At 72.4% G+C, this 20,923-nt stretch carries 20 protein-coding genes and 1 pseudogene; 6 read left to right on the forward strand and 15 right to left on the reverse strand.

Going from position 1 to position 20,923, the window contains the following annotated elements:
* The first annotated feature begins 8 nt into the window (after positions 1 to 8).
* Positions 9 to 602, forward strand: coding sequence for a DUF4232 domain-containing protein (locus QLQ12_RS24405; RefSeq protein ID WP_282762751.1), 594 nt, complete (start codon positions 9 to 11; stop codon positions 600 to 602).
* A gap of 140 nt (positions 603 to 742) precedes the next feature.
* Positions 743 to 1,513 (forward strand): hypothetical protein, encoded by a 771-nt coding sequence (locus tag QLQ12_RS24410; protein WP_282762752.1) that lies wholly within the window; start codon positions 743 to 745, stop codon positions 1,511 to 1,513.
* A 29-nt stretch (positions 1,514 to 1,542) separates the two neighbouring features.
* Here QLQ12_RS24410 and QLQ12_RS24415 read toward each other — a convergent pair whose 3' ends face one another.
* The 4 genes from QLQ12_RS24415 to QLQ12_RS24430 form a co-directional block, all read right to left on the reverse strand.
* Positions 1,543 to 2,139, reverse strand: coding sequence for a hypothetical protein (locus QLQ12_RS24415; RefSeq protein WP_282762753.1), 597 nt, complete (start codon positions 2,137 to 2,139; stop codon positions 1,543 to 1,545).
* A 180-nt stretch (positions 2,140 to 2,319) separates the two neighbouring features.
* Positions 2,320 to 3,510, reverse strand: coding sequence for an MFS transporter (locus QLQ12_RS24420; RefSeq protein ID WP_282762754.1), 1,191 nt, complete (start codon positions 3,508 to 3,510; stop codon positions 2,320 to 2,322).
* A 120-nt stretch (positions 3,511 to 3,630) separates the two neighbouring features.
* Positions 3,631 to 4,218: an HAD family acid phosphatase gene (locus QLQ12_RS24425; RefSeq protein ID WP_282762755.1), complete on the reverse strand. Its 588-nt coding sequence runs from the start codon at positions 4,216 to 4,218 to the stop codon at positions 3,631 to 3,633.
* 200 nt (positions 4,219 to 4,418) lie between these two features.
* Positions 4,419 to 5,438 carry a lysylphosphatidylglycerol synthase transmembrane domain-containing protein gene (locus QLQ12_RS24430; RefSeq protein WP_282762756.1) on the reverse strand — a complete coding sequence of 340 codons (1,020 nt, stop codon included), beginning with the start codon at positions 5,436 to 5,438 and terminating at the stop codon, positions 4,419 to 4,421.
* Positions 5,439 to 5,568: 130 nt separating this feature from the next.
* Here QLQ12_RS24430 and QLQ12_RS24435 point away from each other — a divergent pair, with 130 nt between their 5' ends.
* Positions 5,569 to 6,162: a TetR/AcrR family transcriptional regulator gene (locus QLQ12_RS24435; protein WP_282762757.1), complete on the forward strand. Its 594-nt coding sequence runs from the start codon at positions 5,569 to 5,571 to the stop codon at positions 6,160 to 6,162.
* 43 nt (positions 6,163 to 6,205) lie between these two features.
* Here the strand turns inward: QLQ12_RS24435 and QLQ12_RS24440 are convergent, their stop codons facing one another.
* From QLQ12_RS24440 to QLQ12_RS24460, 5 genes are read right to left on the reverse strand one after another with little or no spacing between them, the layout of a single operon-like run.
* A complete protein-coding gene (locus QLQ12_RS24440; protein WP_282762758.1) occupies positions 6,206 to 6,970 on the reverse strand; it encodes a LamG-like jellyroll fold domain-containing protein in 765 nt (254 codons plus the stop codon).
* A 40-nt stretch (positions 6,971 to 7,010) separates the two neighbouring features.
* Complete coding sequence (locus QLQ12_RS24445; protein WP_282762759.1) at positions 7,011 to 7,676, reverse strand: response regulator; 666 nt, start codon at positions 7,674 to 7,676, stop codon at positions 7,011 to 7,013.
* Entirely contained in the window at positions 7,676 to 9,769 is a 2,094-nt protein-coding gene (locus QLQ12_RS24450) for an ATP-binding protein (RefSeq protein WP_282762760.1), read from the reverse strand. The genes QLQ12_RS24445 and QLQ12_RS24450 overlap by 1 nt, the downstream gene beginning before the upstream one ends.
* A 21-nt stretch (positions 9,770 to 9,790) precedes the next feature.
* Positions 9,791 to 11,404, reverse strand: coding sequence for an acyl-CoA synthetase (locus QLQ12_RS24455; RefSeq protein WP_282762761.1), 1,614 nt, complete (start codon positions 11,402 to 11,404; stop codon positions 9,791 to 9,793).
* A gap of 3 nt (positions 11,405 to 11,407) precedes the next feature.
* On the reverse strand, positions 11,408 to 14,338 hold the full coding sequence (locus QLQ12_RS24460; RefSeq protein WP_282762762.1) for a type II toxin-antitoxin system Rv0910 family toxin: 2,931 nt from the start codon (positions 14,336 to 14,338) through the stop codon (positions 11,408 to 11,410).
* A 123-nt stretch (positions 14,339 to 14,461) separates the two neighbouring features.
* Between QLQ12_RS24460 and QLQ12_RS24465 the strand changes: the two genes are divergently transcribed.
* Positions 14,462 to 15,100, forward strand: coding sequence for a TetR/AcrR family transcriptional regulator (locus tag QLQ12_RS24465; RefSeq protein ID WP_282762763.1), 639 nt, complete (start codon positions 14,462 to 14,464; stop codon positions 15,098 to 15,100).
* Positions 15,100 to 16,236: an acyl-CoA dehydrogenase family protein gene (locus QLQ12_RS24470; protein WP_282762764.1), complete on the forward strand. Its 1,137-nt coding sequence runs from the start codon at positions 15,100 to 15,102 to the stop codon at positions 16,234 to 16,236. Before QLQ12_RS24465 ends, QLQ12_RS24470 begins: the two co-directional genes overlap by 1 nt.
* 5 nt (positions 16,237 to 16,241) lie before the next feature.
* On the opposite strand, the gene QLQ12_RS24475 is transcribed toward QLQ12_RS24470, so the two are convergent.
* Positions 16,242 to 16,946, reverse strand: coding sequence for a TetR/AcrR family transcriptional regulator (locus QLQ12_RS24475; RefSeq protein ID WP_282762765.1), 705 nt, complete (start codon positions 16,944 to 16,946; stop codon positions 16,242 to 16,244).
* A gap of 124 nt (positions 16,947 to 17,070) precedes the next feature.
* On the opposite strand from QLQ12_RS24475, the gene QLQ12_RS24480 reads away from it, so the two are divergent.
* Entirely contained in the window at positions 17,071 to 18,495 is a 1,425-nt protein-coding gene (locus QLQ12_RS24480; RefSeq protein WP_282762766.1) for an NAD(P)/FAD-dependent oxidoreductase, read from the forward strand.
* A 40-nt stretch (positions 18,496 to 18,535) separates the two neighbouring features.
* Here the strand turns inward: QLQ12_RS24480 and QLQ12_RS24485 are convergent, their stop codons facing one another.
* The 5 genes and pseudogenes from QLQ12_RS24485 to QLQ12_RS24500 form a co-directional block, all read right to left on the reverse strand.
* Positions 18,536 to 18,751, reverse strand: coding sequence for a hypothetical protein (locus tag QLQ12_RS24485; protein ID WP_282762767.1), 216 nt, complete (start codon positions 18,749 to 18,751; stop codon positions 18,536 to 18,538).
* Between the two features lie 109 nt (positions 18,752 to 18,860).
* Complete coding sequence (locus QLQ12_RS24490) at positions 18,861 to 19,559, reverse strand: TetR/AcrR family transcriptional regulator (protein ID WP_282762768.1); 699 nt, start codon at positions 19,557 to 19,559, stop codon at positions 18,861 to 18,863.
* Between the two features lie 54 nt (positions 19,560 to 19,613).
* Positions 19,614 to 20,087, reverse strand: a complete 474-nt coding sequence (locus QLQ12_RS24495) for a DUF4265 domain-containing protein (protein ID WP_282762769.1) — start codon at positions 20,085 to 20,087, stop codon at positions 19,614 to 19,616.
* A gap of 81 nt (positions 20,088 to 20,168) precedes the next feature.
* A pseudogene (locus QLQ12_RS47405) lies at positions 20,169 to 20,282 on the reverse strand (cyclic-phosphate processing receiver domain-containing protein); the annotation flags it as partial.
* Positions 20,240 to 20,878 carry a GNAT family N-acetyltransferase gene (locus QLQ12_RS24500; RefSeq protein ID WP_282762771.1) on the reverse strand — a complete coding sequence of 213 codons (639 nt, stop codon included), beginning with the start codon at positions 20,876 to 20,878 and terminating at the stop codon, positions 20,240 to 20,242. The gene QLQ12_RS24500 and the pseudogene QLQ12_RS47405, both read right to left, overlap by 43 nt.
* Positions 20,879 to 20,923 lie beyond the last annotated feature (45 nt).

The raw sequence follows: 20,923 nt of genomic DNA on the forward strand, positions 1-20,923 counted from the left end.
ACGACGCGATGAGACGGTCCGATCGGTCACATCGCCGCGCGACGGCCGTCGCGACGCGCTGGCCGCTGGCGGCGGTGCTCCTGCTGGCGGCCTGCGCCCGCCCGGACCAGATCGTCACGCCGGAGACCGGCCGGTCGGCAGCGGTCAGCGCGCCGCCGAGCAGTCCCGCGCCGCCCGCCCCGCGGTGCATCGGCGGAGTGGAGATCACCCTCGGCGAGACGAGCGCGGCGATGGGGCTGCGCGCGACCGGGATCGAGCTGCGCAACTGCGGGACGGCGCCGTACACCGTCGAGGGCTACCCGGATCTGGAACTGCTCGACGACGACCGGAAGCCGCTGGACGTGCGTGTCCTGCACGGGGTCGCCGAGGTCGCCATGATCGAGCACTGGGCGGTCGAGCCGAAACCGATCACGGTCGCGCCCGGCGAGCGGGTGAGGGCGCTGCTGGTGTGGCGCAACCTCACCACCGAGGCCGAGAAGATCGCGACCGGGGCGTACGTGCACGTCGCCCCGGCGACCGGACAGCCCCGGCACATCGTCGCCCACCACGTCGACACCGGAAACACCGGCAAGGCCGCGGTCAGCCCCTGGGTCCGCGACTGACCAGCGGCCCTCGCCGGGGTGGGCCGCGGATCGGCACGCCGCGCTGGAGGATCTGGGGCGATCCTCGCCGGTTCGCCTCCGGAATCACGCAGCGCCGTCAAGCGTCACCCACCACGGGCGAGAACTGGCACGATGGGTGGGTGGATCTTCGTGTGGAGCCCTGGCAGCGTCCCGCCCATCACGCCACCGGCCGGGAGGCGGTCGCCATGCTGGTCGCTTTCGCCGGCGATGATGTGCTGACCGAGCTCGCCCTCGCCGGCACGGTGCCCGAGACGGCGCCGGTGGACGCGCTCAACGTTCACCTGCACCGGTATGCGGAGGAACCCGAGTGGATCGACGGGTTCCGCACCGGGCCGCTGCGGGACCTGGCCGCGCAGCAACTCCCCGACCTGCGGCCGCTCGACGAGGCCACCTGCTGTTACACGATCCGGGTGGCGGTCCAGGACCCACCCGACCTGGCCCACCTGCAGCTCGCGTGGCAGGTGGCGGCCTCCGTCGCCCGGGCCGGGGCGGTGGCGGTGCTCGACGTGTACGCCCACGACTGGTTCCCGGGCGAGGCGGTCGCCGCGCTCGACGCGCACCGGCCGTTCGTCCCGATGCGGGAGATCAGCGTGGTCGCCGAGGCCGAGAGCGTGCCCGGGTTCGGGCATCCGGTGCACACCCGCGGGATGATCAAGTTTGGGCGGCCGGACCTGGTCATCGGTGTTCCCGAGGATCAGATCGGGGACGCCGCGACCATCCTGAACCAGCTCGGCCGGATGCTCGCCGAGGGCGAGGTCCTCGAACCCGGCCAGGACCTGCGGGTGGAGGGCAAGCGGGTCCTCACGGTCGTCCCCTACCGGCCGGGCGGCCGGATCCCGGACGTTGCCCTGATCGACGACGGCCTCCTGATCGTCGACGCCGCGAGCTAGTCACGCGGTCGTTCGCCAGCGGCGGGTGGTCAGCGGTGCCACAGGGTGACATCGCTGCTCGTGGCGACGACCAGCGTCGCACCTGACGGTGAGAAACCGGCGGCCCGCAGTTCGGTGACGTTCGCGTGGAAGATGTGCCACCAGGAGTCGCCGTGGTCTCCCGACCAGGGATCGTGGCCCGGCTTCGACAGCAGAACCCGGTCGTGCGGCCAGTCCGGACTGACCACCTCCACCGACCAGCCGTCCGGCGCCACGGTGCGCAGCCCACCGCCGAGCAGCCCGGCCATCCGCACCCGGGTCCCGGCGATCGGCCCGATCCCGACACAGGTGAGGTCGTCGTCCTCCGGCCAGCCCGGGTTCTCGCCCGGCCAGCCCGCGTCGCCGTCGCGCTCCCGGGCCAGTCGCTCGCCGGTGACCGTGTCGAACAGGCCCAGCCCGTCATGCGACCCGATCAGCAACAGGTCACGGCCACTCTCCGGGTGGACCGCGAAGCCGGCGCCGAGCAGCCCGCCGACCGCCACCTGATGCCGCTCGCTCCACGGCTCCGGAGCGTTCACCAGCGGCGCGGCCAGTACCCGGGCGCGAAGCCCCAGCTGGTGGTCGGTCAGCGGAATCCCCTCAGGCACCGCACCAGTCTGCCGGATCCGCCGGCACGGGCGAGCGCAGGAACGTCCCGCCCTGCGGGGTGGTGCGCCAGTTGGCGGCGTGGCCGGTGAGTGGGCAGCAGCCCGGTGGTCGCGCTGCGGTTCGGGGTCGGGGGGACGCCGCGCGGGAGTTACGGGACGGGCTGGTCCGGTGGGGCGGTTTCAGGCGTACGACGATGGCGGTTTTATCCAGCGATGGAGCAGGAAGGCGGCGAGCAGACCGCCACCACCGACCGCGACGGCCGCCGCCGTGAGCGAGGCCGCGGCCGTGACCGCGCCGATCAGGAGCGGCCCTCCGCCTTGGCCGACGTCGGAGCAGAGGCGCCAGGCGCCGAGGAATTCGGCACGGCCGGCGGCGGGTGAGGCGTCGGCGCCGAGGGTCATGACGAGGCCCGCGCTGAGGCCGTTGCCGACGCCCATGAGCAGGGCGACCGCGGTCAGGCCGGCGGCGCTGCCGGCCAGTGGGAGCAGCACGTGCGCGAGTCCGAGCAGCGCCATCGCGGGGACGGCCGCGGCGCGCCGGCCGTAGCGGTCCATGAGTTTGCCGGCGGGATAGAACAGCAGCATGTCGATGCCGCCGGAGACGCCGTAGATCAGGCCGATGGTGGCGGGTTCGAGGCCGAGCGAGGCGCCCCACAGCGGGACGATGGTCTGGCGGGAGGCGCGGAGCGCGCCGACCAGCAGGACACCGAGGCCGAGGGTACGCAGGGTCCGCCGGTTGGCTCGGATGATCGCCCACAGCCGGGGGCGTTCGGCGCCGGCCGGCGGGGTGCGGTCGTGTGGGACGGGCGGGAGGACGATGAGTACGACGGTGGCGAGCCCGACCGCGGCGATCGCGACCAGGTAGGCGCCGTCGAGCCCGGCGAAGTGCATCGCGCCGGCGCCGAGGAAAGGGCCGGTGAAGGTGCCGATCCGGCCGACGCCGCCGAGGGTCGACATGGCACGGGCGCGCAGTTCCGGGCGGACGGCCTCGGTGAGGTAGGCGTGCCGCGCCAGCGCCCACGCCGCGCTGCAGACGCCGAGGAGCACGACCGCGGCGCCGAGGAGCGGGACGGTCGGCGCGAGCATGCAGGCGACCAGGGCCGGTACGGCGAACGCGGCGGCGGTGAGCATGGTGCGCCGCTCCCCCACTCGCGAGATCAGCACGCCGGCGGGCAGAGAGCCGCTGATCTGGCCGAGCCCGAGCAGTCCGGCGACGACGGCGGCGGCCGCGGGGGACGCGCCGAGGCTGGTGGCGGTGAGGACGACGACGGGGGCGACCGCGCCGACGCCGGTCGAGTAGACCGCGGAGGGCAGGTAGACCGTCGGTCCCAACTGGCGGAGCGTCTGGCCGTGGGCCGCCGTATCGGTCACTCGCGCACCATAACGGTTGATCGTTGCGCGACATGCCGGGCCCGGCGGAGGGATTTCCGCCGGGCCGGCGACGGACCGAGAACGAGCCGGAAGCGGACCGAGGACGGGCCGGCGGCTGGGTCAGTCCAACTGGCCGTTGTAGTCGGGCAGCTTGAAGGTGCGCTCGGCATGTCCGCCGCCCAGGTCGGTGGCGCTGTTGCCGATGTTCGCGACGATCGTGTAGCCACGGCGCTCGATGTCGATGCGGGCCTTCGTCTTCAACGTCTGGTTGTCGGAGAAGTCGAACGTCGGCCGGGTGTAGAGATCGGTCCACCGGTATCCGACGACGCTGAGGTTGATCTCGGTGGCCGCCTCGATGATCTCCGGGCGGGCGGTGACGAAGAAGACCGCCGCGCCGTCGGCGCGGGCCTGACGGGCGAGGGCGAGCACCGACGGTGTAGCGGCATACGGCCGGTACTTGCTCTGTAGCGCGGTGTTGTCGATGTCGAGCACGATCGCGGCGCGGGCGCCGGAGGCCGGCAGCCGGTCGTCGAGATAGTCGGCGGCCCGGTCGGTGACGGATTCGACGTCGGCGAGCCAGGTCTCGTAGGAGGGCAGCGCCTGCGCGGTGTTCCCGGCGGGGGCGGCGACGGCGCTCGCCGGGATGGCGGTGAGGCCGATGATCGCGGCGACGGTGGTCACCAGAATGCGGAGGGAGAAGGTTCGCATGCGCCAGATCATCGATGCTTGTTAATTAAAGAACAAGGGGTGACATCGTTCGCCCACGTGAAGAACTGGCGAATCCCCGGCGACGGCATCCACTTTGCCCCGCTGTGTTCACGATCGCATGCGTAACATCCGCACATTGTTTCCGCGAGGCGCGCCCCGGTCAGCGGGTCCCGCCGCGTTTCCGCGGGGCGCGGTCCCGGTCAGCGAGTCCCGCCACGGCGGATGGCCAGATAGGACAGCCAGCCCACGCCGATGATGAACCCGAGCGTGATCAGGCGGTAGAGCACCACCACCGCGATGGCGATCTCGGCGGTGATGCCGCCCGCCATCAGGCCGAGGATCAGCGCGCCGTCGATGATGCCGAGACCGCCGGGGATGATGGTGATCGTGCCGGCGGCCATGCCGGCACAGAAGGCCAGCATCAGTTGACCGGCGCCGATCGAGCCGCCGCCGACGGCCATGCTGCACAGCCACAGGCAGGCCGCGTCGAGCAGCCAGTTGAGCAGGGCGTACGTGACGGCGGCGGCCCCGTGGCCGGGAGTCAGGCGGGCCGCGCGCAACTGTTCGAGAAAGCCCTGGATGCGCTCCTGGCCGTGGTCGGCGGGGCGATGGCGGAGCCGGTTGACGGCGATCAGCACCGGGCGGGTGACCGCGGTCAGGCTGCTGGGGTGCCGGGTGAGGCGGCGGACCCCGATGGTGGCGAGCAGGGCGGCGACCGCCAGCGCCACGAAGGTGTGCGGATCGGGGGTGCCGTTCGCGGTGATCGTGCTGAACGCGGTGATCAGGGCGAGGGCGGCGGCCGAGAGGATGCCGGAGAGCGCGATGCACCAGGAGGCGATCGCCGGTGAGGCGCCGAAGCGGCGCATCTGCCGGTAGTTCAGCGCGGTCGAGAAGGCGGGCCCGCCGGGGAGGGTCACGCTCAGCGAGTGGGCGGCGTAGGCGAGGGCGGTGTGCCGCAGCAGGGAGACCCGCACGCCGGCGGAGCGCAGGAGGTGACGTTGCATTCGCGCGTAGGCCTGGATGGCGGCGGTTCCGGCGAGGAGCGCGGCGGCCAGCCAGCCGAGATGCGGGGCGCGCAGGTGGGTGAGGGCGTCGGCGAGGGACTGCCAGCCGAGGGCGAGTTCGGCGCCGAGGATGGCGGCCACGACCACCACGACGATCCAGCGAGCCTTGGCCCGGGCCGGTGCCGCCGGTGCCGCCTTCTCGGCGAGGGTGGTCATGCACGTGCCCCACAGTTAGTAAACAGATGCTGACAATAAAACCGTACCGGCGTACGGCATAGCGGGTCAACATCCGTTTACGTCACATCCATCCGGCGGATAAGCTGCTACGACAGAGCGGAGGAGGGCTGTGACAGCGAGGGAGACGGCGACGCCGCCACGGCGGCGCGACGCTGCGAAGACCCGTCAGCTGCTGCTGGACGCGGCCCTTCAGCGGTTCACCCGCGACGGCTACGCGGCCACCACGGTCCGTGACATCGCCGACGACGCCGGCGTCAACGTCGCTCTGATCAGCCGGTACTTCAAGTCCAAGGAAGGCCTCTTCGAGGCCTGCCTGACCAGCAGCGTCGACGAGATCCGGCGAAACGCCGAAGACACCCCGCTGGGCCGGACGCCCGAGGCCATCGCCCGGCAGATCGCCCGCCCTCGCACCGAGGGCCTGCTCAATCACCTGGTGCTGCTGCTGCGCTCCTCCGGCGACGAGGGCGCCGACCGCATCCGCCTCGGCCTCCTGCGGTCCTATGGGGAACGCCTGGCCGAGGCCACCGGCTCACCGCCGGGCGACGACCGCATGCTGCTGCGCGCCCAGGTGGTCCTCGCCGCCGCCACGGGAATAGCGCTGCTGCGCACCAAATCCGGCCTGGAGCCGCTCGCGTCGGCGACCGAGGAAGACCTGGTGCCGCCGCTGCGCGACCTGATCGACGCGCTGCTGCGCGACCGCTGACGAAGCTGTCCGGCGGGCGCCGGCACGCCGCGGCCGTCCGACGTCAGGGCCGGGAGATCCAGATGTCGTCGACCGCGCCGTGGAACTGGTCGTTACGGGCGTGGGCGCTCTTGCCCCCGATGTTGAGGGACATGGCGTTGTCGACCCGCAGCGCCGGCGGGATCGGGGTGCTGGCCCGCGGCGCACCGTCGACCAGGATGGTCAGGGTGTCCGGCCCGCGGCGGCAGGTGACCTGGTGCCAGCCGCCGTCGGCCACCCCGACGTCGGCGACCGCCACGTGGATCCGACGTGACTCCTCCCCCACCAGCACGCAGCTGGGCAGCCCGGCCTGGCCGTCGACCTGCAGCTTGTACTGGCTGCCCTCGGCGGCGTAGCCCTTCTGCAGGACGTTCTGGCCGTCGGTGGTGTGCCGGCGGGCCAGGCGCACCGTCGCGCCGTAACTGAACGGGCTCGCGCCCGGGTTGAGGGCGGGCCGGCTGAGAACCCGCAGGATCAGGTGCGGGCACGGCTCCCGGGCGCACGGCGGCGGGAACTGGATCGCCTGGCCGGCGCCGTGCGGGACCCGGCGGACACGGGCGTCGTTACCCGCGTACGGCGTCAGGTCGTGCCGGAACTCGGACGCGTCGGCCCACTGCCGCGGATCCTCGAAACCGTAGCGGGCGACCGTCACGACCGGCGGCACGCTGGGCGTCACCCAGACCGCCGGGGTGCTCCGCACCGGACGATGGAAGGTCACGGCTACCGCGAAGGCGGCGGCGGGCAGCACCGCCAGCAGGGCGATCGTCGCGGCACGGCGGCAGGACAGCACGTACGGTCAACGCGCGGCCCGCGCAACGGTGGCGGGCTGGTCAGGCCGGTCCGGAACCTCGCCGGCCCGGGCTGACCAGCCCGGTGTCGTAGGCGACGATGGTGGCCTGCACCCGGTCCCGCGCCCCGATCTTCGCGAGCAGCGCGTTGACGTGCGCTTTCACGGTTCCCGTGGCGATGCCGAGCGCCTCGCCGATCTCGGCGTTGGAGAGCCCGCCTGCGATGGCGCAGAGCACGTCCCGCTCGCGCGGGGTCAGCGCGTCGAGACGCGGATCGGCCACCGGCGCGGGGTTGACCGCCCCGGTGGCGAAGGCGTCGATGAGGCTGCGGGTCACGGCGGGGCTGAGCATGGCCTCGCCCGCGGCGACGGTCCGGACGGCGGCGATCAGATCGGCCGGCTCCGCGTCCTTGAGCATGAACCCGGAGGCGCCGGCCCGCAGCGCCTGGAAGACGTAGGCGTCCTGGTGGAACGTGGTCAGCACGAGCACCCGCGGCGGGTTCGGGCCGGCGGTCAGCCGGGCGGTCGCGGTCAGCCCGTCGACGCCCGGCATGCGCACGTCCATCAGGATCACGTCGGGCCGCAGCTCGGCGGCGAGGGTGACGGCGGCCGCACCGTCGCCGGCCTCGCCGATCACTTCGAGGTCCGGCTGCGAGCCGACGATGGCCGCCAGCCCCGCCCGCACCATGACCTGGTCGTCGACGACCATCACACGGACGGCGATGACGGCACCTCCTCCCGGGCGAACACGGGCGCGGCCGGCGGCCGGCCCGGCGGCTCCGGCCTGCTTCCCAGGCCGTCGAGCAGCGAACGCATGGCGGTCAGGGCCTGGCGGGCGGCGTCGAGAACCCCGTCGAGGTCACCTCGCTCGGCGGCGGCGGGCACCGCCGCGGCGTGCCGCAGAACCGCCTCGTGGAGGCCGGACGCGATGCGCAGCCGCTCCAGCCGGGCCTGGAACGCGGCCTGCGCCAGGGCCGCGGCCACCCCGCCCTCCTCGCGTTCCCGCAGCCGGTCCCGCCGGCGGCGGGCCGTGTAGCCGGCCGCCCAGCAGATGCCCGCCGGCACCATCAGCGCGATCGCCAGGACCACGCTCAGCAGGATCATCATCGCGGCCAACGCCTCCGGGCCGTCGCCGGCGGCCTCCGGGTCGTCGGCCACATCCAGCGCGATCAACAGGGACACGACGATCGCCGACGGCACCGACACCGCCAGGGCGGCGAGCCAGGTCAGGGAAGGCTGTACGCCCCAGGCCGCCACCGCGTACACCGCCGCGAGCGGGACGGCGACGCTCAACGCGAACAGGTAGCCCAGGCCGGCCGGCACCACACCGGTGAGCACCAGCAGCGGTCCGAGGCCTCCGGTCAGGATCGCCGCCGCGAGAACCCACCAGGCGGCCCGCCGGCGCCACATCAGCGGCACCGCCTGGGCGATCTGCGCGATCAGCACCAGCGCGGCCGTCGCCGGGCTCAGTCCCTCCTCGAGGGCCACGGCGATCCCGGTGAACTGAAACACCAGGAGGACCAGGATCAGGGCGGCGTCGATCACCGCCTGGCTGCGGAGCCAGGGGTACGCGGCCCGCACGGTCTCGCCGGCGCCCGGCAGCACCAGCCGCACCCGCCACCCGCCGCCGGGGCGAGGACCGGCCTCGCACGTGCCGCCCACGGATTCGGCACGCTCGCGCATCCCGGCGAGTCCGCGTCCGCCGCCGAGTCCCACCACCGGGGCGGCGCCGCCGTCGTCCTCGATCACGAGTTCGGCGGCGTGCCCCGTGGAAAGAGCACGCTCCCCGGAGAGAGCGCGCCCCACCGAGGGAGCATGCCCCGTGGAGAAAGCGCCCCCCGTGAAGGAGCCGACATCGGTGGACGTCCAGCGGACCCGTACGTCGGCTCCCGGCGCGTAGCGCAGTGTGTTGGTGAGCGCCTCACGGACGATGCCGTAGGCGACCGCCGCGGCTTCCGGCGGTGGCCCGCCGTCCGGCAGGTCGAGGGTGATCCGCTGGCCGAGCGCCCGGAATCCCTCGGCGAGGTCGGCCAGCGTCGGTTCGTCGCCGGGCGGCGCGGCGGCCGGCATGATCGCCACCAGCCGCCGCAGCGCGTCGAGGGTCTCCCGGCCGGTACGCGCGGCGAACTCGAGCGCCTCGGCCCGCAGGTCGGGCCGCTGATCGCCGAGCATGTCCGCGGCCGACGAGTTCACCACGATGGACGTGAGGTGGTGGGCGGTGACGTCGTGCAGCTCACGGGCCAGGCGGCGGCGCTCGGCGGCGGTGGCGTCGCGCCCGGCCTCGTGCGCCGCGACGAGCCGGCGGGCGGCGGCCGCGCGTTCGGCGTTCCACCGGCCGCGGCGCCGGCCGAGGGCGGCCACGAGACCGTGGACGGCGACAGCGAGGACCACCGTGACCAGATGGTCCCCGCCGATGCCGTGCTGCGCCGCCGCGACGACGCACTCCAGCAGCATGACCGCCACGTAGGCGTGCACGGTGGTGCGGGCCGGCGCGCGGACGGCCACGTTGAACAGGCCCACCAGCAGGGAGAGCCAGATGACGAGCAGGGCGTCATGGCTGTCCATCCACTGGGGCGCGGCGGGCGCCGCCAGGGCCGCGAGACCGTTTCCGGCCAGCACCGCGGCGAGCGCCGGCGCCGGCCGTTCCCGCCGCCACCCGAGCCCGGCGCCGATCAGCAGACAGGCGGCGGCGACCCCGGCCGCCGGAACAGCCGCAACGGGGTCGCCGCGCAGCAGCGGCAGCACCGGCCAGAAGAGCAGCTGCCCCACGACGAGCAGTACGGGTAGCAACCACCTGGCCATGGCGGCACTCTATCGAGGGACCTACAGCGGCCCGGTAGGCAGTTCGCGGCGGATGAGTTTGCCGGTGGGGTTGCGGGGCAGGTCGTCGACGAAGACCACGTCGCGGGGGACCTTGAAGCGGGCCAGGCCGGCCCGGACGTAGTCGCGGATCTCCTGCGGGTCGCGGGCGGAGTCGTCGGTCGGGACGATGAAGGCGCGCAGCCGGGCGCCGAAGTCCGGGTCGTCGACGCCGATGACCGCGACGTCCATCACGTCCTCGCGTGCGGCGAGCAGGTTCTCCACCTCCAGCGGGTAGACGTTCTCCCCACCGGAGATGATCATGTCGTCGTCGCGGCCGTCGATGTAGAGCAGGCCTTCGGCGTCGAAGTGGCCCTGGTCGCCGGTGGCCATGTAGCCGTCGATGACCTGCTTGTGCTGGCCGTCGGTGTAGCCCTCGAACGGGATGCCGGTACGCACGAAGATCCGGCCCTTCGCCCCGACCTCGGTGATCGGCTTGTCGTCGTCGCCGTAGAGCGCGACGTGCACGGTGACCGGGGGCTTGCCGACCGTACCGGGAGATCTGCGCAGTTCCTGGGGTTGCGCCACGGAGGCGACGGCGACCTCGGTGGACCCGTACACGTTGTAGAGCACGTCGCCGAAGGTGTTCTGGAAGCGGACGCACAGATCCGGCGGCAGGGCGGACCCGGCCAGGAAGACGGTCTTCAACGACGACGTGTCGTACTTCGCGATGACGTCCGGGCCGAGGGCGAGGATCCGGTTCAGCATGGTCGGGACGGCGACCAGCATGTGCGCCCGGTGTTCGGCGATCGCGGCGAGGATTCCCTCGGCGTCGATGCGGCGCAGAAGCACGGCGTGGTTGGCCAGGGACAGCCCGACGGTCCAGGCGCCGAACCCGGTGGCGTGGAACAGCGGGGACGCGATCACCGCGGTGCCCTGCCGGGGGAAGTCGATCCGATCCGCGATCACGGCACTGGCCAGCGGCGAGACCTTCGTCCGGGGCGCGCCCTTGGGCAGTCCGGTGGTGCCGCTGGTCAGGATGATGAAGCCGCCCGGCTTCTCGGGGAGCGGCAGCGGCACGGTGGTGGGTTCGGCGGCGGTCAGCTCGTCAACGGTGAGCACCCCCTCGGGGCGCTCGTAGTCGTCGTCGGCCCAGCTCAGGTACCGCAGGATGTCGTCCGGCAGCCCGTCGACGGCGTCGGCGAACTCGCTGTCGTACATCAGGAAGCGGACGTTCTCCCGCTTGATCAGCTCGGCGAGCTGGGACGCGGCGAGGCCGGTGTTGAGCATGGCCAGGCGCATACCGGCCCGGGCGGTGCCGGTGATGGCGAGGGCCAGGCCGCGGTGGTCGCGAGCGAGGACCCCGATGACCGCCTTCGGCGGCAGGTCGACCTTGCGCAGGGCGTGGGCGAGCGCGTTGGAGCGCTCGAAGAACTCGCGGTACGTCCAGGTGCCGCGTTCGTCGGTGAGGGCGGGGAGGTCGGGACGCTCGTTGGCGGCCTTCTCGATGAGGGCCGCCTGAGGACCGATCTTGGCGTTGTTGGCGGCGGCCTTGACCAGACGATCGGGCCGCAGCAGATTGACGATACCTATCTGGTGCATCCGCAGAACCGCGTGCAGGTGTTCGAGCGTGCTCACTCTTCAGCCCTTCCAGGAGGGGGGTCGGTGCTCGGCGTACGCGCGGATGCCCTCCAGGGCGTCCGCGGACCCGATCACCTCGGCAGCGATGTCGGAGAGATGGTCGAAGGCATCCGCCGCGCCCCAGTCGCGGTGTTCGTCGACGATGCGTTTCGAGAGAAGTACTGCCAGGGGCGCGTTCGCGGCGATGTCGTGGGCGAGTTCCAGCGCGGTGTCGAGCGCCTTGCCCGGTGACGTGACGCGATTGATCAGACCCAGTTCGTGCAGCCGGCGTGCGGGCATCGGCTCGCCGGTGAGGGCCAGTTCGAGGGCGGTGCTGCGGGGCAGGCTCTGGGCGAGCCGGAGCACCCCGCCGGCCGCGGCGACCAGGCCGCGTTTGACCTCGGGGATGCCGAAGGCGGCGTCCTGGGCGGCGACGATCAGGTCGGCCGCGAGCGCCAGTTCGCAGCCGCCGGCCAGGGCGGCGCCCTCCACGGCCGCGATCAGCGGCTTCGTGGGCGGCCGGGCGGTGACGCCGAGCAGTCCGCGGCCCTCGGTGATCGGGTATTCGCCGCGGGCGGCGGCCTTGAGGTCCATGCCGGCGCTGAACACGGTGTCCGAGCCGGTGAGGACGGCGACCCGGGCCAGCGGGTCGGCCTCGAAGGCGTCGACGGCCTTCTCCAGGGCGCGGGCGGTGGCCAGGTCGATGGCGTTGCGCACGGCCGGGCGGTTCAGCCGGAAGACGGTGACCGGGCCGTGCCACTCGACGATCAGGGGCGGCTCGCCGGGCGGCGGCAGGTCCACCGGCGTCGTCTCGGTGACGGTGAACGTGGCGCCGGTGACGTCCAGCTGCCAGCCGAGCGGGTCGGTCTCCGCCAGCAGCTCGGACATCTCCGACAGTTCCGGAAGACGGAGGACGACCCGGTCGCCGGCCGGGGTGATCGCGGTGACGATCGCCGGACCCGGTGACCCGTCGCGTTCGTACACGACGGTGCAGGCCTCCAGCACCGCCGGCCCGGAGTGCTCTCGCAGCGCCCGGCGCGCGGGTGGCCGGGGCAGGCGCGGGTCGGCGTCGATGTCGCGGAACGCGGTGGAGGGCGGCCGGGCCGACAGGACGGTGGCGGCGTGCTTGGTGAGGTACCAGCCGAGCGCGGTGGCCAGCCCGTAGCTCTCCGGCTCGGCACGCAACAGCGGCACCAGATTGGCCACCGCGTGACTGGTGTAGTTGTTCCCCGGACCGCCGGCGAAGGTCAGTCCACCGGTCACCGTGAGGGGGCGCGAAGGGTCGTCGATCGGCAGGCCCAGTTCGAGAGCGGCGATCTGCACAGCGGACGGGAAGCAGGCGTACAGGTCGATGTGCTTGACGTCGTCGATCGTCACGCCACTGTGGCCGAGGACGGCGTCACCGATCGCCTTGATCGCGGGCGAGGTGGCCAGATCGGCGCGCTCGGTGACGTACCACTCCTCGGTCGCGTGCGCCCCGGCGTGCACGAACACCCAGCGGTCCTGGGCGATGCCGGCCTCCTGTGCGGCCGCCGCGCTGCACACGATGATGCCGGAGCCCTGATTGACCTGAAGGTTCGCGGTGAGCAGCTTGGGGTAGGGCGCCGAGATCATCCGGTTCCCGGAGGTCGGCGTGGCCAGTTCCTCCGGTGTGTACGCCGTGGGCTGCCAGGCGTGCGGGTTGGCGGCGGCGACCTCCGAGTAGGCCGACCAGAGCCGGGTGATCCGCTCCAGGTGCGCCTGCGGGCTGAGGCCGAGACGGCCACGGACGGCGGTCTCGATCAGCGCGTACAGGTAGATCGGGGCGACCAGTCCCGCCGCGGTCTCCGGGTCGTTGTTGGCCGGGGCGTCGCCGCCGATCACCCGGGTCGGCTCGGCGCCGTCCGGCTGGGTGGGCCATCCGAGGTCCCGTCCGGCACGTTCGGCGGCGGCCGCGGTCGAGGCCGCTTCCGCGCCGCCGACCACGGCGATCGACGCGCGGCCCTCGGCGATGGCCGCGGCCACGTCGTTGAGCAGCCGTAACGAGCCGTCGCCACCGAAGATGGTGGTCTGCACGGTCTCGGCCGGGCTCGCGCCGACCATCCGCGCCAGCAGCGCGGCGCCGTCCTGGTACTGCCACGAGACGCTCGCGACGTACCCCGCCAGATCCGCTTCTCGCAGAAGGTCCGGCCCGGCCCCGCTGTCCTCGGCGGCCAGCCGCAAAGCGCGGGCGGCTAGGGAGACCGGGTCACCGCCGGCCGGGTCGGTGGACCGGTCGGACACCTGCCCGACGCCGACGATCACCGGCGTCCGCGGGTCGATCTCCGCGCCGGTCCGCTCCCAGCGGACCGGCGCCTGGCTCACGGTCTTCTTCACGACCTTCCGCGGGGTACGGGCCACAGGTTGCGCCGTGAGCGCCACTCTCCCCAGCTCGTCCAGGGACTTGCGCATGGCGTCGGCGAGGTTCCGGGCGACCATCGGCCCGAGCGGCCCGTCGGCCGACCCGCCCTCGACCCCGCCGTCGAACCGCACCATCGAGCCGCCGTTCACCGGTGTGACCGACAGGTAGAACCCGACGGTGATCCCCATCGGAGCCGTGCCCTCCAGCCACACGGCCTGTTCCGGCAGGACTCCGGTGACCGTCCAGCGGACCTCGCTGGGCACTCCCATCAGCTTGATCCGCTGCCGGAAGCGCACTCCTTCGGCGAACTCCGCGGGCGGCTGCCCGATCCACCCGGTGTGCTGGAGCACCCAGTCGGGCATCCGGGCCGGGTCGCCGAGCACCGTGAAGACCTGCTCGGCCGTGGCCTCGACCGGCACCGAGACAGCGCACGGGTGGGCGAGCCGGCGGGGCGGTGGGGCGGCGGCGGGCGGCGCGGGTGGCTCCGGGCGGGAGCGGCTCAGCAGCGTGGCCGCGGCCGCGCGCGCGACGGCGAACCCGGCACGGAGACGGGCGGTGGGACTTGCCAGCATCGACGCTCCCCTAACAGTCTGGCCTGACGGTAAGGGCGTGACCTGGGTCACGGCAAGACCATAGAGATCATTAGGAATCAGCCTTATGGACGCAACTAACCGTCAAGTCGTACGGTAACCGCCGTGAAACGAACGCAGGCGCAGCGCAGCGAGGCCACCCGGGCCAGGGTCCTGGAGGCGACGGTGCAGTGCCTGGTCGAGCGCGGCTACGCGGAAACCACCACCGCCGAGGTCCTGGCCCGCGCCGACGTGCCCCGCGGCACCCTGCTGCACCACTTCCCCACCAAGGTGGACCTGCTGGTCGGCGCGGTGCACTATGTCGCCGGCCGCCGCGTCGAGGCTCTGGCCGCCGAACTCGCCGCGATCGGTCCCGAGGCCGACCGCCTCGACGCGCTGATCGACATCATCTGGCGGCACTTCTCGTCACCGCTGTTCTGGGCCGCGCTCGAACTGTGGAACGCGGCCCGCACCGACGCCGAAGTGCGCGCCGCTCTGCTTCCGGTGGAGAAGGAGATCTTCACCGTCCTGCACGACCGGGCCCGCACGCTGCTCGCCGAGAGCTCGCCCGGAGATCCCCGGGTGCCGACCGTGGTGGAGTTCAGTTACGAGGTCCTCACCGGACTCGCCATGACCGGCATCGTCAACGGCGACCTGGGCCGCCGTGAGCTGCTCATCCGCCGCTGGAAGCGGGCGGCCGCGATCCTGCTCGGCCACCGCGATCCGTCCACCCTCGTTGAACGCGCCCGCTCAAAGGAGAGTTGATGTTCGACACCCCGGAACGCCTCGCCCTGGCCGACTCGATGAAGCAGTTCGTCGCCCGTGAGATCCTCCCGCGCCTGGCCGGCTGGGAACGAGCCGGTGAGATCCCGCGTCACGTGCACGCCGATCTGGCCAAGGCCGGTCTCTACGGCATCGGCTTCGCGGAGGAGATCGGCGGCGACGGTGGCGACACCGTCGACACGGTGGTCGCCACCGAAGCGTTCCTGGAGGCGGGCGGCTCGTCCGGCGCGCACGCCTCGCTCTTCACCCACGGCATCGCGCTGCCGCACATCATCGCCTCCGGCGACGCGTCGCTGATCGACCGGTTCGTCCGGCCGACCCTGGCCGGCGAGAAGATCGGCGCGCTCGGCATCACCGAGCCGGAGGCCGGTTCGGACGTGGGCTCGTTGCGCACCACCGCGGTGCGCGACGGCGACTCGTACGTGGTGAACGGCGCCAAGATGTTCATCACCTCGGGCATCCGGGCCGACTTCGTGACCACCGCGGTGCGCACCGGCGGCCCCGGCGCGTCCGGGATCAGCCTGCTCGTGATCGAGAAGGGCACTCCCGGGTTCACCGTCTCCCGCAAACTCGACAAGATGGGTTGGCTCTGCTCGGACACCGCCGAGTTGTCCTTCGCCGACTGCCGGGTACCGGCCGCCAACCTGATCGGGCCGGAGGGCTTCGGCTTCGCGCTGATCGGCCAGGCGTTCGTGTCGGAGCGGGTGATCGCCGCGGTGCACGCCTACTCGGTCGCCCAGCGCAGTCTCGACCTCACCCTGGCCCACGCCCGTTCCCGTGAGACCTTCGGCCGGCCGCTGATCAGCCGCCAGGTGGTCCGGCACAAGCTGGTCCAGATGAAGCAGAGGATCGACCTGTCACGTCAGTACACGCGATGGGTGGCCGAGCGGCACGCCGCCGGTGAAGCGATGATCGGCGAGGTCTGCCTGGCCAAGAACGCCGCCGTGGAGGCCTGCAAGTACGTCGTCGACGAGGCCGTCCAGTTGCACGGCGGGATGGGTTACATGCGCGAGTCCGAGGTCGAGCGGCACTACCGGGACACCCGGATCCTCGGGATCGGCGCGGGCGCCACCGAGATCATGGCGGACCTGGCGGCGAAGATGTTCGGTTACCACTGACCGGGTTACGGCGCCGGCCGCTCGGCCGGCGCCGCCTGGACCAGCGCGTCGATGAGTTTGTCGATCGTCCCGGGAAAGGCCGAGTTGTACATCGACGGCAGGTGCTCGCGGACCAGATGCACGTTGGGGTAACCGTCGGCGGGCAGTGAGGTGTAGACCTGGGACCAGGCCTCCTGCTCCGCCGCCTCCTGTTCGGGGGTCAGCTCGGCGGCGTCGACCGCCGCCACGGCGAGGACGGTGTCGACGAAGTCGCGGTAATGCCGCACCGCGTCGGCCGGGGCGAACCCGGCACTCAGCATGATCCCGATGCCGGTGTCGACGACCCGCATCTCGTGCGGGCCGGCGGTGACGCGGATCGCTCGCAGATGTGCCAGCCTCGGGTGCAGTCGCATCGAGCGCCGGAGCGAGGCGGCCAGGTCGCGCAGCGAGTCGGCCCAGTGCTCGCGCGGGACGAACTCGGCGAAGGCGTCGCCGATCAGCCGGTCGGCGAGCGCGAGCAGCAGGGCGTCCATGTCGCGGAAGTAGCGGTAGACGGCGGTGGGGTCGGCGCCCAGCTCAGCGCCGAGGCGGCGCACGCTCAGCCGGTCGCCGCCGGGCGCGTCGATCAGCCGCAGGGCGGTGTCGACGATCATGTCCGCGGTCAGCACGACCCCGGTCCGCGTCTTCCGGCGACGGGCCCCCACGCTGCGCACACGTTCCACTGCTGGCACGTGACCACCTTAGTCGCCTCTTATGTCAACGCATTGACATAAGGTTCTCGGGGCTGTTTCATCTGTTCACGAGATCTCCATCGGCGGACACCGGGAGATCTCGAGGAGTTGGAAGGGACTCACCATGGCGGCCACACCCCCCGCTTACGATCTGGCCATCCGCACCGACCGGCAGCGCATCGACAAGGCCCTGGCCGGCGCCGCCCGCACCCCGTTCTGGCTGGAGGACCCGGGTCGGCCGGCTCCCGAGCCGGCGCTGAGCGGCGCGACCGACGCGGACCTGCTCGTGATCGGCGGAGGCTACTGCGGGCTGTGGACGGCGCTGATCGCCAAGGAGGCCGACCCGTCGCTCGACGTCGTGCTCGTCGAGGGAAACGAGATCGCGTGGGCCGCCAGCGGCCGTAACGGCGGGTTCGTCGAGGCCAGCCTCACCCACGGGACCGAGAACGGGCGCCGCCACTTCGCCGACGAGCTGCCGATCCTGGACGCCCTGGCCGCGGAGAACTTCGCCGGCTTCGAGGACACCCTGACCCGGCACGGCATCGACGCCGAGTTCCGGAAAGAGGGCGTGCTCGCCGTCGCGACCGAGCCGCACCAGGTCGACGAGCTGCGCGCGGCCGCCGGCGCGACCACCACGTTCTACGACCGGGAACAGCTCGGCACGCTGGTGCGGTCACCGCTGTTCCGGGCCGGCCTGATGCAGCACGAGGGCGCCGCGCTGGTGCACCCGGCCAAACTGGCCTGGGGCCTCAAGGCCGCCTGCCGGAGACTGGGCGTGCGCATCTACGAGAACACCCCGGTCACCGGCATCAAGGACCAGGGCGGCACGGTGCGCGCGGCGACCTGGGCCGGCAGCGTGCGGGCCCGCAAGGTCGCTCTGGCCACCAACGGGTTTCCCACCCTGCTGAAGCGCAACCGCCTGCTGACCGTGCCGATCTACGACTACGTGCTGATGACCGAGCCACTGACCGGCGCGCAGGTCGAGGAGATCGGCTGGACGAAGCGGTTCGGCATCTCGGACACCTCCCGGCAGTTCCACTACTACCGGATGACGTCGGACAACCGGATCCTCTGGGGCGGCTACGACGCGGTCTATCACAAGGGCGGCGGCATCCGTCCCGAGCACGACCAGAACCCGGAGACGTTCGCCCGGCTCGCCGATCACTTCATGCGGACATTCCCGCAGCTCGGCGACGTGCGCTTCTCCCACGCCTGGGGCGGCATGATCGACATGTGCACCCAGCTCGCCGCGTTCCAGGGCCGGGCGATGGGCGGCAAGGTCGCCTACAGCAGCGGTTTCACGGGGCTCGGGGTGGCGGCCACCCGTTACGGGGCGACCGTGATGCTCGATCTGCTGGACGGCCGGGACACCGCCCGGACCAGGGTGAAGATGGTCACGAGGAAGCCGCTGCCGATCCCGCCGGAGCCGATGCTCTACCCGGCGGTCCAGGTCATCCGCAACGCGATCGCGCGCTCCGACCGCAACGGCGGCCGGGACGGTCTCATCCTGAAGGCCGCCAACGCCATCGGGTTCTCGTTCGACTCCTGATCGCACTCTCGCTGACGGCCGGCCCGTGACGGGCCGGCCATCAGACCTTGAAGCCGGGCACGACCTCGCGGACGCAGTGTTCCGCGTCCTCCACCGGCACTCCGCGCGCCGTCAACGCCACCACCACGTCCGCCGGCCGCGCGCCGCCGTCGACGACGCTCATGTCGCCGCTGCCGCTGACGAGATGGATCCGGTACCGCGCGCCGGTCCACTCCACCCGCACCGCGGTGACGGGTCCCTCTGCTGGATCCCCCATGCCGATCATCCTAGGGAACCGCGGATCCGCCCCGCCGGGCGACCGGGCCACGGTCCGCGCCGGCGCGTTTCTCCCGGCCGGCCGCGGCGCCCGGCGACCCGCCTGGCCCTCACCCCTTCTCCTCCGGTACGACGGAACGGCCGCCCCACGACTCCGGCGCCGTTCCGTCGTCGGCGAGCAGGACGGACAGCAACCCGCGGAGGGTCCGCTCGAACAGGTCCGGCCGCGGCGTCCCCGGCACGGCGAAGGCCGCGACCAGATGGGGGTACGCCGTCAGGTCGAGCCCGGTGAAGGCCGGTGGCGGCGCCGCCCTCTCGTTGCGGGCGAAGAGCGTGACGACCCCGGTCATCATCGCCAGCGCCTCGAATTTCGCGGCGGTCCCGCACCGGACGGGTTCGAGGACGCGCAGGCAGTGGTCGAACCAGCCCAGGCTCTCCGGGCCGATGCCGCTGGACCGGGGGAGCAGGTCGACCAGCCAGGAGTGCCGCCGGTAGAGGTCGAGTTGCCGGCGGGCCAGGTGCAGCAGGGCCTCCGTCGGGTCCGGCCCCGGCGCGGGGTAGGGGCACAACTCGGCCACCACCCGGTCGCTCATCAGGTCGAGCAGATCGTCACGCGACGACAGGTAACGGTAGAGCGTGCCGGCGCCGGTGCCGAGCGCCGTGGCGACGGCACGCATCGAGACGGCGGCCAGGCCCTCGGTGTCGGCGAGCGTGATCGCGGCCGCCACGATCTCGTCCCGGCTGTGGGTGGGGTGCGGTCCGCGGCTGCCGCGTTCGGGCCTGTTCCAGATCGGGGGTGCGTCAGTCACTCCCTCACTCTAAACCGCGAACATCGTTCGCGGTTGGCGCCGGTCGCGGCCCTCTCAGTCGGGCGCGGCCGCGACCCACTCCTCGCTGACGCAGCCCTCCTCGTAATCCCACCAGCCGTCGCGAGCGCCGGCCCGCAGCACACGCTGGACACCGGCCAGGTCGGCGCCCGGCGGGACTTCGAGGGCGACCAGACCGAACTGCTGGATGCCCTCACCGGTCACGCCGAACGGCTGGAACGTGTCCAGCACCCGCTGGCGGGAACCACGCAGCGGGCCGCTCGGGGACGGGGCGACCCGGATCGTGCAGTTGCCGGACCACTCCAGATGCTCGGCCGCCCAGAGCACGCCCTCGCCGTCACGCTCGACCCGGATCAGGTCGCCGCTGGCGACACCGCGCACGAACCAGGGCACATTGGTGAGACGGACGACGTCGGCCCCGACCGTGTCGGCCCACAGGCTCTCCACCGCGACCGGAGGCCAGCCGGCATCGTCGCGCGGCAGGTCGAAGTGCACCTTGACGGCAGGCATCGGGCACCGCTCCCGCTCATCGTTCATCTGCGTACAAGATCTCGTCCCGTCCACGCGGAGACGGAGTCTTCGAAAGAAGGTTCAGGCCATGCCGACCGCGGGCGTACCGGTGGCGGCGCGCACACGGTAACCCCGGTGAGCGAGGGCCTGAATCATCTTCGCGGCCCCGGCCGGGTTGGCCGAGTGGACGTCGATGCGGGCCGCCCGTCGGTGAACGAGCGGAGGTCGTCGACGAGCGGGGCCGTCCGCCGGCCGGCGAGCCACTCGTCGCGGGTGATCACGTACTCCACTTCGCCCTCATCGGACCCCGGGATCGGCGGCAGGTCGGGGTGGAACGTCCGCACGTACCGCAGGCCGGTCTTCTCCATGACGCGCCGCGAGCCGGCGTTGACCGTCATGGTCTGCGCGAAGATCCGGCTCTGGCCGGCCGTCTCGAAGCCGTGCCGCACCAGCTCTCGGGCCGCCTCGGCGGCATAGCCCCGCCGCCAGTGGCGGCGGGCGACGCGATAGCCGAGCTCCGCCACCGACGGTTCCTCGTCCGGCGGGAGCATCATCAGGCCGATGAAGTCGTCACCGGCCCCGAACGCCGCCCAGAAGCCGAGGCCGTCCACCCGGCGGCCCAGTTCCATCCGCTTCGCGTGGGAGACGGCCATCTCGTCCCGGGTGCGGGCCCGCCCGAGGATGTACCGCAGCACTTCGGGGTCGGCGTCGAGTTCCACCTCGAGTTCCAGGTGCTCGTCGGCCAGGGGTACCAGGAGCATCCGCTCGGTGCGCAGGATCGGTTGCGGCATCCGCCCACGATCACACAACGGCCGTGGCTTCGCGACGGGAATTAT

The sequence above is a fragment of the Actinoplanes sandaracinus genome (assembly GCF_030009775.1).
Taxonomy (GTDB): Bacteria; Actinomycetota; Actinomycetes; order Mycobacteriales; family Micromonosporaceae; genus Actinoplanes; species Actinoplanes sandaracinus.

Coding starts and splice junctions, on each gene's coding strand:
- QLQ12_RS24460 (WP_282762762.1), bottom strand. CDS start 14,338: ATGCTGGCAAGTCCCACCGCCCGTCTCCGTGCCGGGTTCGCCGTCGCG.
- QLQ12_RS24445 (WP_282762759.1), bottom strand. CDS start 7,676: ATGGTCGTCGACGACCAGGTCATGGTGCGGGCGGGGCTGGCGGCCATC.
- QLQ12_RS24495 (WP_282762769.1), bottom strand. CDS start 20,087: ATGCCTGCCGTCAAGGTGCACTTCGACCTGCCGCGCGACGATGCCGGC.
- QLQ12_RS24405 (WP_282762751.1), top strand. CDS start 9: ATGAGACGGTCCGATCGGTCACATCGCCGCGCGACGGCCGTCGCGACG.
- QLQ12_RS24480 (WP_282762766.1), top strand. CDS start 17,071: ATGGCGGCCACACCCCCCGCTTACGATCTGGCCATCCGCACCGACCGG.
- QLQ12_RS24470 (WP_282762764.1), top strand. CDS start 15,100: ATGTTCGACACCCCGGAACGCCTCGCCCTGGCCGACTCGATGAAGCAG.
- QLQ12_RS24425 (WP_282762755.1), bottom strand. CDS start 4,218: ATGCGAACCTTCTCCCTCCGCATTCTGGTGACCACCGTCGCCGCGATC.
- QLQ12_RS24500 (WP_282762771.1), bottom strand. CDS start 20,878: ATGCCGCAACCGATCCTGCGCACCGAGCGGATGCTCCTGGTACCCCTG.
- QLQ12_RS24450 (WP_282762760.1), bottom strand. CDS start 9,769: ATGGCCAGGTGGTTGCTACCCGTACTGCTCGTCGTGGGGCAGCTGCTC.
- QLQ12_RS24430 (WP_282762756.1), bottom strand. CDS start 5,438: ATGACCACCCTCGCCGAGAAGGCGGCACCGGCGGCACCGGCCCGGGCC.
- QLQ12_RS24485 (WP_282762767.1), bottom strand. CDS start 18,751: ATGGGGGATCCAGCAGAGGGACCCGTCACCGCGGTGCGGGTGGAGTGG.